This is a genomic window from Phytobacter cepae, assembly GCF_054165735.1.
This window is the reverse complement of the sequence record NZ_CM135107.1, coordinates 3,678,633-3,692,661: the sequence shown is the minus strand read 5'-3', so window position 1 is coordinate 3,692,661 and position 14,029 is coordinate 3,678,633. Positions and strand designations below refer to the sequence as shown.

General features: G+C 56.3%; 11 protein-coding genes. 1 reads left to right on the top strand and 10 read right to left on the bottom strand.

Translation table 11 applies throughout. The features are described 5' to 3' along the window. Positions 1-154: 154 nt before the first annotated feature. From ACUY4Q_RS17360 to ACUY4Q_RS17345, 4 genes are read right to left on the bottom strand one after another with little or no spacing between them, the layout of a single operon-like run. Complete coding sequence (locus tag ACUY4Q_RS17360; RefSeq protein WP_458043954.1) at positions 155-1,666, bottom strand: FGGY family carbohydrate kinase; 1,512 nt, start codon at positions 1,664-1,666, stop codon at positions 155-157. A gap of 31 nt (positions 1,667-1,697) precedes the next feature. Next, complete coding sequence (locus ACUY4Q_RS17355) at positions 1,698-3,116, bottom strand: L-fucose/L-arabinose isomerase family protein (protein ID WP_458043953.1); 1,419 nt, start codon at positions 3,114-3,116, stop codon at positions 1,698-1,700. 35 nt (positions 3,117-3,151) lie between these two features. After that, a complete protein-coding gene (locus ACUY4Q_RS17350) occupies positions 3,152-4,099 on the bottom strand; it encodes a transketolase family protein (protein ID WP_458043952.1) in 948 nt (315 codons plus the stop codon). After that, positions 4,092-4,922, bottom strand: a complete 831-nt coding sequence (locus ACUY4Q_RS17345; protein ID WP_458043951.1) for a transketolase — start codon at positions 4,920-4,922, stop codon at positions 4,092-4,094. The genes ACUY4Q_RS17350 and ACUY4Q_RS17345 overlap by 8 nt, the downstream gene beginning before the upstream one ends. A gap of 318 nt (positions 4,923-5,240) precedes the next feature. Here ACUY4Q_RS17345 and ACUY4Q_RS17340 point away from each other — a divergent pair, with 318 nt between their 5' ends. Then, positions 5,241-6,197: a sugar-binding transcriptional regulator gene (locus tag ACUY4Q_RS17340; RefSeq protein ID WP_458043950.1), complete on the top strand. Its 957-nt coding sequence runs from the start codon at positions 5,241-5,243 to the stop codon at positions 6,195-6,197. Positions 6,198-6,243: 46 nt separating this feature from the next. Here ACUY4Q_RS17340 and ACUY4Q_RS17335 read toward each other — a convergent pair whose 3' ends face one another. The 6 genes from ACUY4Q_RS17335 to ACUY4Q_RS17310 all read right to left on the bottom strand — a co-directional run bounded on the left by ACUY4Q_RS17335 (position 6,244) and on the right by ACUY4Q_RS17310 (position 13,971). Then, on the bottom strand, positions 6,244-7,332 hold the full coding sequence (locus ACUY4Q_RS17335; RefSeq protein WP_458043949.1) for an ABC transporter permease: 1,089 nt from the start codon (positions 7,330-7,332) through the stop codon (positions 6,244-6,246). Between the two features lies 1 nt (position 7,333). After that, positions 7,334-8,860: a sugar ABC transporter ATP-binding protein gene (locus tag ACUY4Q_RS17330; RefSeq protein WP_458043948.1), complete on the bottom strand. Its 1,527-nt coding sequence runs from the start codon at positions 8,858-8,860 to the stop codon at positions 7,334-7,336. After that, positions 8,860-9,468, bottom strand: coding sequence for a DUF2291 family protein (locus tag ACUY4Q_RS17325; protein WP_458043947.1), 609 nt, complete (start codon positions 9,466-9,468; stop codon positions 8,860-8,862). The genes ACUY4Q_RS17330 and ACUY4Q_RS17325 overlap by 1 nt, the downstream gene beginning before the upstream one ends. Positions 9,469-9,480: 12 nt before the next feature. Next, positions 9,481-10,422: a D-ribose ABC transporter substrate-binding protein gene (locus tag ACUY4Q_RS17320; RefSeq protein ID WP_458043946.1), complete on the bottom strand. Its 942-nt coding sequence runs from the start codon at positions 10,420-10,422 to the stop codon at positions 9,481-9,483. 117 nt (positions 10,423-10,539) lie between these two features. Next, positions 10,540-11,202: an enterobactin synthase subunit EntD gene (gene entD, locus ACUY4Q_RS17315; protein WP_458043945.1), complete on the bottom strand. Its 663-nt coding sequence runs from the start codon at positions 11,200-11,202 to the stop codon at positions 10,540-10,542. A 516-nt stretch (positions 11,203-11,718) separates the two neighbouring features. Next, positions 11,719-13,971 carry a TonB-dependent siderophore receptor gene (locus ACUY4Q_RS17310; RefSeq protein WP_458043944.1) on the bottom strand — a complete coding sequence of 751 codons (2,253 nt, stop codon included), beginning with the start codon at positions 13,969-13,971 and terminating at the stop codon, positions 11,719-11,721. Between the last annotated feature and the right edge of the window lie 58 nt (positions 13,972-14,029).

Below are 14,029 nucleotides of genomic sequence, written 5' to 3'. Positions count from 1 at the left end.
AATATTACTACATTGGCACCGTCTTGCGGCAAGCGTCCGTAACAAACATCACCTTCTTACCTTTGCAGCGGGTACGTGTTCAGGCGGTAATCAACCGGGCTGAGGCCGTTAAAATTCAGACCGTTCGGCACTGACCCCACGTACCCACACGTTTTCAACTTGCCTGCGTTTTCTGCGAGCGCGCCAGCTGTACCGCGCTTTGCCACTCATGCCAGCGCTTTTGCAGTCTGCCGTGGCGCTGAGCATCGGGGGCAAAGGTGACATGTTCAGGTAGATACTGGCGTAACTCTTCGCTATCGACTTTCAATAACGCCTTACGCGCCAGCAAAGCGGCGCCCATTGCTGAGAGTTCCGCCACGTCGCTGCGCATGACCGGGCAGCCAAGCAGGTCAGCCTGATACTGCATCAGCCAGTCATTTTTGGTCGGGCCACCGTCGACCATCAGGGCTTTCAGAGCGAAGTCACCGTGCTGGCGCATTGCGACCACCACATCCGCAATCTGATAGGTGATGGACTCCAGCGCCGCGCGCACCAGATGGGCTCGCTTCACGCCACGGCTCAGACCATGAATCAGGCCACGTGCGTTTTCATCCCACCAGGGGGCGCCAAGCCCGGTCAACGCCGGCACAAAATAGACGCCGAGCGTGGAGTCCACCGAGGCCGGTAGCGTATTCAGCGCCTGGGCGAGTTCCGCTTCCGGCAATTCATTCAGACCCGTACTTTCTGCCATCCAGGCCACCGCATCACCGGTGTGCGGAATATTGCCCTCCAGGCCGTACACCAGTGTGTCGCCGTCATGCCAGGCCACGGTGGTGGCAAGCGATTTCACGTCACACTGCGCCGATGTCACCGGTGCCATCACCGAGGAACCCGTGCCATAGGTCGCTTTGACGCAGCCCGCCGCGCCCAGTCCGTGGGCAAAGAGGGCGGCATGAGAATCGCCGATCATCGCCATCACGGGGAGGCCATCCGGGATGCCGTCTAGCCCTTTGGTGTGACCAAAAAGTCCGCTGGAAGGGCGAATCTCCGGTAATGCCTGACGGGGGATCTGGAACAGCGCCAGCATGTCGGCATCCCATTCGGCGGTAATCAGGTTCAGTAGCTGGGTACGGGAAGCATTCGAGTAATCGCAACAGAACGCCTCGCCGCCGGTCAGGTTCCACAGCAGCCAGCTATCGACAGTACCCAGGCAAATTTCGCCCTGTTCAGCCAACAGGCTGCCGTTCGGCACGGACTCCAGCAGCCAGCGCATTTTAGAAGCAGAGAAGAGCGGGGCGACCGGCAAACCGGTCACCGCTTTAATCTGGCTTTCCTTCCCCTGCGCCCGCAGCGCATGGCAAAAGTCGGCGGTGCGTGAACACTGCCAGGTAATGGCCGGACCGAGCGGTTGACCGCTTGCCCGATACCAGCCCATCGCGGTTTCCCGCTGATTGCTGACAGCCAGCGCAGCAACACGTTCACCTCCCACCCGCGCAACGACTTCCCGGATAACCTCCAGCGAGGCGTCGAGCAGCCTTTCACCCGACTGCTCCACCCAGCCTTCGCGCGGCGTCTGGATGGTCAACGGACGGGAGGCCTTCGCCACCACATGACCGCTTGCATCCAGCGCAACGGCTTTGGCGTTGGTGGTGCCTTCATCAAGTGCAATGATAATCTCTTTCGACATTCCCTTTCTCCATCAGGCCCGGCGACGTGCATTACCGATGCAGGTAGGTGTCAACGTTGAGGTAACGGGTGAACGCTTCGTGAAGCACTTTCCCGCTGGCGGCATGGTTCATGGCGACATGGTGCTCAAAGCCGTTACGGCAAATAAAGGAAAGCAGCTCTTCCAGGCGGGGAACCTGAATAACGGCGCGACAGCCAACGGTGTCGAGCGGATCGTTCACCGACTGACCTTCACCGACATAGGCTTTAATTTCGCCCGTTAAGTCATCGGTACTCAGGCGGAAATAGGTGAGGGAACCGGCTTTGAGGCGACCATGCACAGCCCCGCAGGTGTTCTCTTTGCCGACGGTGGTGCCGATGATGTCGGCGGTGCCCATATGCGGGGTGTCGAGGCTGGCCGAAGCGAAGTTGCCGCAGTGGAACAGCACGCATTTATCACGATCGTCGCCGAAGTTATTGTTCCAGTCCGCAATGGAGGCCGGGCTCATATTGGCGCTGGCCAGGGCATACATCGACAGCGCGCCCATCACATCCACTTCGCAGGCGGACGGCATCAACTGACCGGACATCACGCTCATAATGGAGCAGACGTTAATACCGAGGTTTTCCTGGAGCGATGTCCAGCACTGAATGGCGGTGGTATCGATATCGTTAGCCATCACCCACTCGCTGATAACCACAAACAGCTTCGCCATCGTGACCAGTTTTTCCGGCGGAATGCCGCTGGCGTCGGCGTTGTCGATCAGCAGACGGCGTTTTTCATCGACGCGGATGTCATCGTCACGCAGGGTTTTGATGCGGGTAAAGACTTCAGAGAGATCGAGCGTTTCAACGGCGATGCCCAGGCGCTCCAGCAGTTTTTCACTGTAACGCACGGTGTTAAAGCCCGCCGGGCGCGCACCAATGGCCCCGACACGCACTCCGCGCATGCTGCTCACCACACGGCAGACCTGCTCAAAGCGCTTGAGGTCTTGTTCGAAGACGTCACCGCTGAGGGCACAAACGTGTTGAGTGGTTAATGTAAACGGAATGCCGTACTGGCGCAGGTTGTTGCACAGGGAGATTTTGCCGCAGAAGCTGTCGCGACGGGTCGCCAGCCCCATCTTGTCCAGATTATCCTCTTCCGCCTGCACCAGCACCGGCACGTTCAGGCCGGAAAGGCGCAGGGTCTCGGCGATGGCTTTCTCATCGCCAAAGTTGGGTAACAACACCACCACGCCGTGGATCTCGTCGCGGTGTGCACGGAACAGTTCGGCGCACACTTTTGCATCCTGACGCGTCTCCACGCCGCCCAGTTCCGTTTGCGTCTCATCAAGCATGATGGTGTTGATACCCAGGCGGTCGAACAGGGCGACGGCTTGCTCACGGGCTTCAGCCACCAGGTAGCTTGGGAAGAAGCCACGGTTGCCGATGATCACCGCCATGGTCAGTTTTTGAGGGATTCGGGACATTGCAATTATCTCCAGTAAGTTGTTCTTTATTATTTTTATTGCCGGTTCAGTAAGATCTGCCGGGCATTTTTAACGACACCTGCGGCATCAATTTCATGGCGGGCGCGGGTCGATGCGCGGTCAGCGGCGATGGCGTACTGACCATCCTGAATACCAAGACGGCGCAGGGGAATCGCGCAACCCGCTTCAGCCAGCACCTCTGCCACCAGGCTACCGACACCGCCGTTCACGTTGTGCTCTTCCACGCTCACCACTGCGTTGCAGGTTTTGAGCGCGTCCAGCAGCTGTGATGTATTGCAGGGACGAATAGACGGTACACTGATAACACTGGCCTCAATACCTTGTGCTGCCAGTTGTGTGGCGGCTTCGACAATTTCATGGACCGTTGACCCCATCGCCACCAGAGCGACATCGTTGCCCTTGCGCAGGACGTCAATATTGCCGGGGGCGAACTGGTAGTGTTCATCATGCAGTTCCGGCAGTGCTTTGCCGTCAAGGCGGATGTAGACCGGGCCAACGTGTGCGAGGGCGTAATCGATAATCTGTCGGCATTCAACCGGGCAGGAGGGGGCATAGATTTCGATATTGCCAAACCCGCGCAGCACCGAGATGTCATCAATACTGTGGTGCGTACTGGCAAGCGGGCCGTAGCTGGCCCCCGAGTTCAACCCAAACAGCTTCACGTTGGTGTTGTTGTAGCAAATGTCGACTTTGATCTGTTCGTTAGCGCGGGAGATCAAAAACGGCGCCGCGTTACAGGTCACCGCCACTTTGCCGCCAATTGCCAGCCCAGCGGCTGCGCCCACTAAGGTTTGCTCGGCAATACCCACATTGACCAGGCGGCCGGGAAATTGCTTGATAAACGGCGCAATTTTGGCCGTGGAGGTGGAATCGGCCACGACCGGTACCAGATCCACGCCACGTTCGACCGCATCAATAAAGGCATTCACCATCACGGTGGCGAGATGTTCGCTATTACGCATCTTTCAGTTCCTCCAGCGCCAGTTCAACTTCGTCACCTTTTGGCACACGGTGGTGCCATTCCGGGCGTCCCTGAATAAAGGAAACGCCAGCGCCTTTGGTGGTATGAGCAATCACAACGTGCGGTTTACCGCCAGGCTGTAATCCTTCCAGCGTCGCCACCACGTCGGCCATGTCGTTACCTTTACACTCGGTGACCTGCATGCCGAAGGCGCGCCATTTTTCATCCAGCGGATCGGTATTCATGATCTCTTTGGTTGAGCCTGCCAGCTGTAAGTTATTCTTGTCGTTGATAATAATGAGGTTGTCGAGCTGGTAGTGAGCAGCGACCAGCGCGGCTTCCCAGTTACTGCCTTCGGCCAGTTCACCGTCACCGGTAATCGCAAACACACGGCGCTTGCTGTTGCTGCGTTTTGCGGCCAGTGCAATGCCCACCGCAACAGGCAGGCCATGGCCCAGTGCTCCGGTATTCAGCTCAATGCCTGGGGTTTTATGTTTCACCGGGTGCCCCGGCAGATGTGAGTCAGCATGCTGATAGGTAGAGAGCCAGTCGACGGGGATAAATCCGGCTTCTGCCAGTACGCAGTAATAGCCGCCGACCGCATGACCTTTCGACTGGATGTAGATATCGCGCTCGTCGCTCTCTTTCGTTTCCGGCGAGCAGTTCAGAATGCGGAAGTAGAGGGCGGTAAGGAGTTCCACCTGTGATAAATCAGCGCCCGTGTGGCCGCCGGCCGGACTTTCGGCATTAAGCACAATAATGCGACGGCGAACGGCGCGTGCTTTTTTTTCAAGCTCCTCAACGGAGAGCGAAAACGGATTCATAGTACACCTCTTGAATGTATAATCTATCGTGAATAAATATTCAATCAGGGTGAAAAAGTGCACCTGAAGGTCTCGATGCGTCGGTTAACGCAAGGTTTTAAGACAGGCTTGATGGCACTTGGAATAAATATTCACTACTGATTTATTATTCATGATTAAAGATATGCTCTGAAAAGCGCTTTGTCTACGCTTTGAAGAGGCCTATTTGGAAGAAAGGAGAAAACGATCACATTTGGATCGTGCAGGGAGCGACGTGATTGGCTTGTTATCTATTCAGGTATGAATAAAAATGACAGGAGATGAATTAAGGGGAAAGCTATGTCGAAGCAGGATGAACAGCGGCTGCTGGTGAAAATTGCCACGCTCTATTACAACGAGAACAAAAAACAGTCAGAGATCGCCTCCCTGATGAATTTGTCTCAGTCATTTGTCTCACGCGCCCTGACCCGTTGTCAAAAAGAGGGGCTGGTGAAAATTACCGTGGTTCAGCCCACCAATATCTTCGTCTCGCTGGAAAAGGCCATTGAGCAGCAGTATGGCATTCGCCAGGCGATCGTGGTGGATGTGGGGGAAGACCCGACCAATGCGCAGGTGAAACACGCCATCGGCAGCGCGGCGGCGCACTATGTCGAAACCCGCGTGCGCCCGGAAGACCTGGTCGGCATTTCAGCCTGGAGTAGCACCATTCGCTGCATGGTGGATGAGATGCACCCCCAGAACATTCGTGCCGCAGGCGTCATACAGTTGCTGGGCGGCGTGGGGCCAAACGGCAACGTGCAGGCGACCATTCTGACGCAACAGCTTGCAGCGCACCTGGGCTGCCCGGCAGGGTTACTGCCTTCTCAAAGCATTGAACACTCCGTTGAAGAGCGTTCCCGGCTGGTGAACAGCCCGGACGTGGCGGCGGTCGTGGCAAAGTTTGCCGAAGTGGATGTGGCGATTGTCGGCATCGGCGAACTGGAGCCGTCGCAACTGCTGAAAAATTCCGGTAACTACTACAACGAAGACATGCTGAATCTGCTCGCGGAACGCGGTGCGGTCGGTGATATCTGCCTTCACTACTACGATGCGGCGGGAAAACCGGTGCTGAGCCAGCAAGAAGATCCGGTCATTGGCATGGAGCTGGAGCAAATTCGCGCCTGTAAGCAGGTGATTGCCTTAGCGGGTGGGCCGGAAAAGCGCAATGCGATTCGCGGCGCGCTACAGGGCAACTACGTGGACGTGCTGATAACCGACTACCCCACCGCACGAAGCCTGGTGGGAAAAGCGGAATAAAAAAAGGCCTGAGCGAACTCAGGCCAACATGCACTTACCGGTAGATCTATTTTTTCTCCATGACGGCTTTTTGTGCCACCACTGCCGCCTTCTGCTGCATACGGTTTTGCATCTGATCGATGATGACGGCCACGATAATCACGATCCCTTTGATCACCATCTGCCAGAACTCGCTCACGCCCATCATTACCAGCCCATCGGCGAGGAAACCAATGACAAAAGCACCAATTAATGTGCCGAGTACGGTGCCACGACCGCCTGCCAGCGAGGTCCCACCGAGTACCACCGCGGCGATGGCGTTCATTTCAAACGCTGTGCCGTTGGCCGGGTGGCTCGCCAGAAGCTGGGCAGAAACCACAATACCGGCCAGTGCGGCGCAGAAACCGGAAAGGGTATAGACCCAGATTTTGACCTGTTTCACCTTTACGCCGGACAATTCTGCCGCGCGTTCGTTATCGCCAATCGCATAAACGTGACGTCCAAAGGGCAGGCGGCGTGCGACGTAGGCGATGACCAGCGCCAGTACAATCATCAGCCAGATGGCCCAGGGAATGCCGAACAGCGTGCCTGCACCGATTTCGTCAAACCCGGTGTTGCCAAGCTGCGGATTGCCCGCAAGGCCAGGGAACGTCTGCCCGTCTGAGGTCAGCATGGCCGCCCCACGCAGCACGTACATGGTGCCCAGGGTGCAGATAAAGGGCGCAACGTTATAGCGAGTGATTATCCAGCCGTTCACCGCGCCTATCGCCCCGCCTATCAGCAGAACCAGCGGTACGATCACCCAGACGCTCGGGAAGATGGCGATGCCAAACATCGGCAGCACAATCCCTTTGGTGATCATCCACCCGGCCATCATGCCGCACAGACCCAGCGTGGCGCCGATGGAGAGATCAATCCCTGCGGTGATGATGACAAAGGTGATGCCGAGCGCCAGGAAGGCGTTGATGGCAATGTGTTTGATCATAATGACCAGGCTGCCCGTCGATAAAAAGCCCGGTACTGTCGCGGTAAAGAAGCCCACGATCAGGAACAGCGCGATAAAGGTTCGCAGCTTCAACAGTAAAAGCAGAATACTTTCGCGTGACAATGAGGCACCCGCTCGCGGGGCGACAGCCACAGATTGTGTAGTTTTCATATCAGAACCCCTGAGCACTTGCCGTTACCAGTGCCGACTCTTCGGCCCGATCGCGTACGATATCGGCGGTCAGCTTGCCGCCGGACATCACCAGAATGCGGTCAGACACCGCCATAATTTCTTTGAGATCCGAGGTGGAAAAAACCACCGCGATCCCCTGTTCCGAGAGTTGCACCATCATGCGAAACACATCGGCTTTGGCACCCACGTCGATGCCACGCGTCGGCTCATCGAGAAACAGCACCTTCGGGCTGGTCAACAGTGAGCGGCCAATCACCACTTTCTGCTGATTGCCGCCGCTCAGCGCCTGAATTTCGACCTCGGGCGTGGAGACCTTAATGGACAGGCTGCCGATGGTGCTGGCGACCACCGCCTGCTCATCTTTTTCCGAGATGGTGAAACCGCGCTGCAACCGTCGCCATAAGCTGGCGATGGTCAGGTTGGTCGCAACCGAGGAGATCGGGAAGATGCCGGTGCGTTTCCTGTCTTCCGGTACCAGGCTCATGCCCATCCGAATGCGGTCAGCGGTAGCCAGCCGCTGCGGCACCGGTTTGCTGTCGAGCCACAATTTGCCCAAGTAGTTGCGTTCAGTGCCGAGCATGCATTCAAACAGCTCCGTACGTCCGGCCCCCATCAGGCCATAAATGCCGACAATTTCCCCGCTGTGTACGTTGAATGTCACATCGTCGACCACCGTGTTGCCCGCGCTGTTGACACAGGTGATGTGCTCAGCCTCCAGTATCGGTGCGCCGAAGGTCCGGCCCGGAGTCAGGAAATTGCTGACCGGATCGCTGCCGAGCATTTCGCGCACAATCCACGGCACGTCGATATCACACACTTTCGCTTCGGCCTGAAATTTGCCGTCGCGCAAAATCGTGATGACATCGCCAATCGCCATCAGCTCTTCGAGGCGGTGCGAAATATAGATAATCGACACCCCCTGACGGGTCAGTTCGCGGATGACGCGAAACAGAATCTCCACTTCTGTTTTACTCAGCGCGGAGGTGGGTTCGTCGAGGATCAAAATATCCGCGTCTTCCGCCAGCGCTTTTGCGATTTCCACCAGCTGCTGTTGCCCCACCTTCAGGCTCCCCACCAGCGCTTTAGGGGAGATGGGCTGATCGAGGCGTTTAAGTAGTTCAGCAGTGCGCTTCTCCTGCTCGGCTTCGTTAATGGGGCTGACCCCTTTTTGCAGCTCACGTCCGAGGAAAATATTTTCGGCGACGTTGAGGTTTTCAAACAGATTCAGTTCCTGGTGAACCATGCCAATACCGAGTGCCGCAGCGGCACGGGTACTGGAAATTTGCACGGGCTTGCCGTTCAGTTCGATGGCGCCGAGGCTCGGTTGCTGCACGCCGGCGAGGATCTTCATCAGGGTGGATTTCCCCGCGCCGTTCTCGCCGATAATCACATTCACTTTGCCGCGCCAGACGTTGTAATCCACGTTATCCAGCGCGACCGTGCCGGGAAACAGCATCGAAATGCCGCGCGTGCGCAGAATGATGTCATCCACAGGTACATCGCTCATCACTGCCCCTCCTGTTTCAACTCCAGTGCCACGGCGTCTTCGGTCTGACCCGCGTTAATTGTCACCGCCATCACAACGGTTGCGGGTTTTCCTGCCCAGCTTGCGTCAATTTTTGGCAGATTTTTCACAGCTAGACGGTTGTAAGCACGTGAGAGCTGAGCGAACTGAACCTGGTTGGTAAAGTCTTCAAATTTAAAGCCGGTGGCATCGCGAATGGCATTGCCCCGCACCACCGGGCCCACCTGAATCGTCAGCGGTTTCCCGTTCAACGTCATCACCAGTTTCTGTTCGCGTTCATTGCTCACATCGACGCGTTCAACCTGACTGGTCAGGTGGACAAACACGCTATGGGGTTTGTCGTTAGTAGTTTTCAGTTGTGTGGTAAGCGCGGTGGCATCCAGCGCATGTTTATGAGCCGCGTCAATGACGCGTTCTTGCCAGGTTTGTTGCGCGATCTGCTGTGGGGTCTGATTGTCGAAGCTGGCTTTCGCATTCGGATCGGCAGGCAGGATTGGCTTGCCGTTTTCATCCAGATCCACCACGGTGCAGGCCGTCAGCAACAGGGTGGTGCAACCTATAAATGCAGCACCCCATTGTTTTAACGACATAACGTCTCCGGATTACTTGCTCAGGTTGAAGAGTTTCAGTTTGCTGGCGTTGCTGTCGTCGATCAGCATGCAATCCATCAACTGTTTTTCATCTTTCTGTGCTTTGCCGTTTTTCAGGAAATAGTCTGCCTGTTCAACGGCCATCTGGGCTTGCTGCCAGCCAGGTTGCAGAACCGTGGCTTTGATATTGCCTTTATTGATGATGGAATCACGCACGTAATCGCTGCCGTCAAAGCCGACGACAATCACGTTATTTTTACCTGCCGCTTTCAGCGCCGCTTCGGCACCGAGTGCCATGGTGTCGTTACCGGAAATCACCCCGACGATGTCCGGGTTGGTTTGCAAAATGGCTTCCATACGGGTGAAGGCTTCAGTCTGACTCCAGTTGGCGGTCTGTTGCGCCACCATTTTCATGTCCGGGTAGTCATCAAGAATGTCGTGATAGCCCTGCGAACGAACGCTGGCGTTGGTGTCAGACTGACGGCCCAGCAGCTCAACGTATTTGCCTTTGCCATTTAACAGCTTGGCGAATTTCTCGGCACCCAGTTGCGCACCCTGGTAGTTGTTGGAGACGATTTGCGCGACGGCGACGCCGGTTTTGTTAATTTCGCGGTCAATCAGGAAGGCCGGAACCCCTGCGGCTTTGGCTTTTTCCAGCGGCCCTACGGTGGCATCGGCCCCGGCGTTATCCAGAATGATCGCTTTGGCTTTACGGGCTATCGCCGTTTCAATCAACTGGTTTTGTTTGTTCACGTCGTCATCGTGTGAAGCCACCAGCGTGGTGTAGCCAAGCTCTTTTGCTTTTGCCGCCGCGCCGTCCGCTTCTGCTTTAAAGAACGGATTGTCGTGTGAGGGGGTAATTATGGCGATCAGTCCGTTATCTGCGGCGAACAGCGAGCCGGAAGCGGCGATCAGGGAAGCCAGTACAGCCGATTTCAGTAGGGTCGTTTTCATCTTTTTCTCCACATTGAATATTTATTCAATAATGATTTATTATTCAAATTAACGATAAATCGGCAAAAGCAAACTGTCTACGGTTTGCTCAGCTAATTTCTTAAAAGGAGAAAAGGATCACGATCCTGAGGGCGATTCACCTAACAAGGTTATGATCTGCTGTTCATGCGTCATCCATGCAATATCAACACATTTACCCGCATGTTCAGCGCTGAATGTGGCATCTATTCGCAGGCGAAGAGCACGCTGATCGAGGGCGATGACGGTGGCGCTATGAAAGCCCGGGAAGGGAAGGGCAGCAGACGACAATGCCTTAAAAAGGCTCTCTTTCGCGGAAAACGCCAGCGTCAGTGCGAGCGGAAACGGCAGAGAAGCGTTGACCAGAATCCGCTGTTCTGCCGGGGTGATAATGCTCGACGTTAACGTCTGGCTCAGCGCATCGGTGAACAGCGTTTCAATGTCTACGCCTACAGGTGAGTGAGCGACAACCGCCAGCGCATTGCTGCCGCTGTGACTGATGCTGCCATATAAACCTGCGGGCCAGCGCGGTGCCCCTGTTTCACCAATGCCCGGCACGGCTTTGATAGCCTGTTCGCGCAGGGCATGCACGGCAGCAATGCGCCCGGCCAGATGCTCGGCTTTCCGCTTACGGCCCGCATCCTGCAACAGCTGGTGATGAGGAAGCCATAGCAGATCGTTATCGTTAAACGTAGCGAGATCGAAGCGGATGAGATGCAGAGGGTGGGCATTCAGCGTGAGCAGTGTGTGGTGAGTGTGCATGGTAAACCTCATGTGTGCATGGTAAATCTCATGCAGCCCTCTCCCCGCAGGGTTGAGGAATCCCCAGAAAAAATACGTGCACGAACGGTCCCCTCGCCCCACTGGGGAGAGGGACAGGGTGAGGGGGAAATGCAGCTCTGGTGGTCATTCCGTTCACCTTATGTTCCTTGCTTTTCTATAACGCCAGAACCTGTGAACGTGCCAGGGTGGTTCACCGCCACCACCCTGGCGACCCGGGCTCCCGGCCAGGAAAATCGCCGCTGGCGCGGTCCACTCAGCGCATTCCTTCAGGCTTATCGGGGACGGGCGGAGGTAACGTCCCTGTAAATCCGCCCTCGCCGCGCATCCCTGCGCGTCGCCCCGGCCTTGCGGATACGCTTCGTCGATTTTCAGCCGGACCCTGTCATCGCGGTAACTGTTTTATTCTCACTCAGCAATGATATCGCTGCAAAACGTAAGATTACTGGGAATTCCTCTCCCCGCAGGGAGAGGAGGGTTGGTACGTTCGGGGCGACCTTAGAAGTGGGTGTTTACACCCATATACCAGGTGCGACCGGATTCATTATAGGTATTGGCGCCCGCGCCATACATATAGCCCGTCGTACCGCCGGTGGTCTGGGCATTGCCCATGCGCCAGTGACGTTTATCAAACACGTTGTCGACACCCGCCGTCAGGCTCACGAATTTGTTCACATCCCAGGTACCGCTCAGGCCCACAATGCTGTACGGACTGACTTCATCTTTCGCAGAACCGGTCACCGGTTTGCCCTGATAGTCATATTTCTTCGGCTCTTGCTTGCCGTACCAGGTGAAGGTGGACTGCACGGAGACATCCTGCACAATCTGCCAGCTCAGGGTGGAGTTCAGCGTATATTCCGGGATGATCGACAGACGCTCGCCGGTGGTTTTATTCTTACTCTGCAACATGTAGGTGACGTTGTTGCTCAGGGTGACCGCATCGGTAACCGGAACATTCAGCGTACCTTCCAGACCTTCAACGACCGCCTTAGGCACGTTTTCCCATTGATAGAGGTCGGTCTTCAGCGCGCCCTGAGAGGTCTGGTTCAGCGGTGAGTAACCCGCTTCAATCTTGTTACGGTAATCGTTACGGAACCAGGTCACACCGGCAAGCCAGCCGTCGCGTTTAAACTCAAGGCCAATCTCTTTGTTGATGCTGGTTTCGGCTTTCAGGTCGTCATTCCCCTGCATATAACAGCCAGTACCGGTGGCGCTGGCGTAGCAGCCCTGACCGCGGCTGTAGAGAATGTAGCTGGTGTTGGTCTGGTAGAGGCTCGGTGCTTTATAGGCGCGGGCGATCCCCATTTTCAAAGTGAAGTCATCCCCCAGCCCCTGCGACAGGTTCAGAGACGGGCTCCAGTTGTTGCCGACCACGGTGTGGTGGTCAAAACGCAGACCCGGCGTCAGCATGGTGCTGTCGGTCACTTCGATATTGTCTTCTGCAAACAGAGAGAAGATCTCCGCGCTGGAGTAGGGGCTACGACCGGTGCTGTCATAACCTGGAATCGGCCCACCCTGCAGCGCCTGAGTGTTCGAGGCACGATCCTTGAGACGCTGTTGATTCCACTCGGTGCCCACGGTCAGGTTCTGGTTCACCAGCAGCTCGAACGGCACGCTGACTTCGCTATGCAGCATCAGGTCAGCAAGATCGGTGTCGGAGAATTTATCGCTATTGAACAGGCCTTCCAGCCCGCCGGCTAACCCTTCACCGAGGCGGGAGTTGCGTGTGTGTTCGTACTGCACCCAGTTGCTGGTGGTGATGCCGTTATCCCAGCCGCCGTTCCAGGTGACGGAGTAGTTCTGGCGATAGAGACGGTTGGTCTCTTTGCCGTAGTTTTCCTTCACATAGTTGTTGCTGCTGCTGTCGTTGTTGGTGTTCTGGGTGTCACCTGCGTACAGGTTGCCCTGACGGCTGTAACCGGCCTGGAACTCCAGCGCCTGCATCGGGGCAAAGTCCCAACGTACGACGCCATTGATATCTTTATTCTCAACGCCTTCCCGGCCTGCGGCGAGGGTGTTGGAATAGATGCCGGTGCGCTCGGACTGATGATCCTGGTTAATATCCCAGGCATCGGCCTGGGTTTTATTCAGGTTACCGTACAGACGGAAGCTGACATCGCCGCCCAGCGGCCCCATCAGGCTAAAATCAGTGCGTTTAGTGGAGCCTTCCTCTTTATGCTCTGGGGCATTGAAGTAGCTGTTCCAGGAGCCATGCCATGCCTGATCCGTGGATTTTTTAGTGATGATGTTCACCACGCCACCTGCCGCGCCGTTACCGTAACGGGCGGCTGCCGGGCCACGCAGGACTTCAATGCGTTCGATCATATCCGCAGGGACCCAACTGGTATCGCCACGGGTATCACGCTCACCACGCCAACCCTGGCGCACGGAGTTGCGGCTGGTCACTGGCTTACCGTCGATCAGAATCAGGGTGTTTTCCGGGCCCATACCGCGAATATCAATCTGGCGATTGTTGCCACGCTGGCCGCTGGTTGAGTTACCGGTCAGGTTGACACCCGGCATGGTGCGAATAATTTCAGAAACGTCACGGGCGGGGGGATTCTTGCGGATTTCATCGGCGGTGATGGTGGAAACCCCCGGCGCCTGCAGATTCTGCTGCGCTGCGGTCACCACAATGGTGTCTTCGTTGCTGGATGCGTCAGTGGAGGTCTCTGCTGCGAAAGCGGGCAGAGCCACACCATAAATTCCCAGGTTGACCAGTAAGGTCAGGGAACGAATTTTATTTTTCATTGTAATTCCTGCTTTTCTTCGCCGCTCTCCCCGGTCGATCCTTTCCCAATGGGGTAAG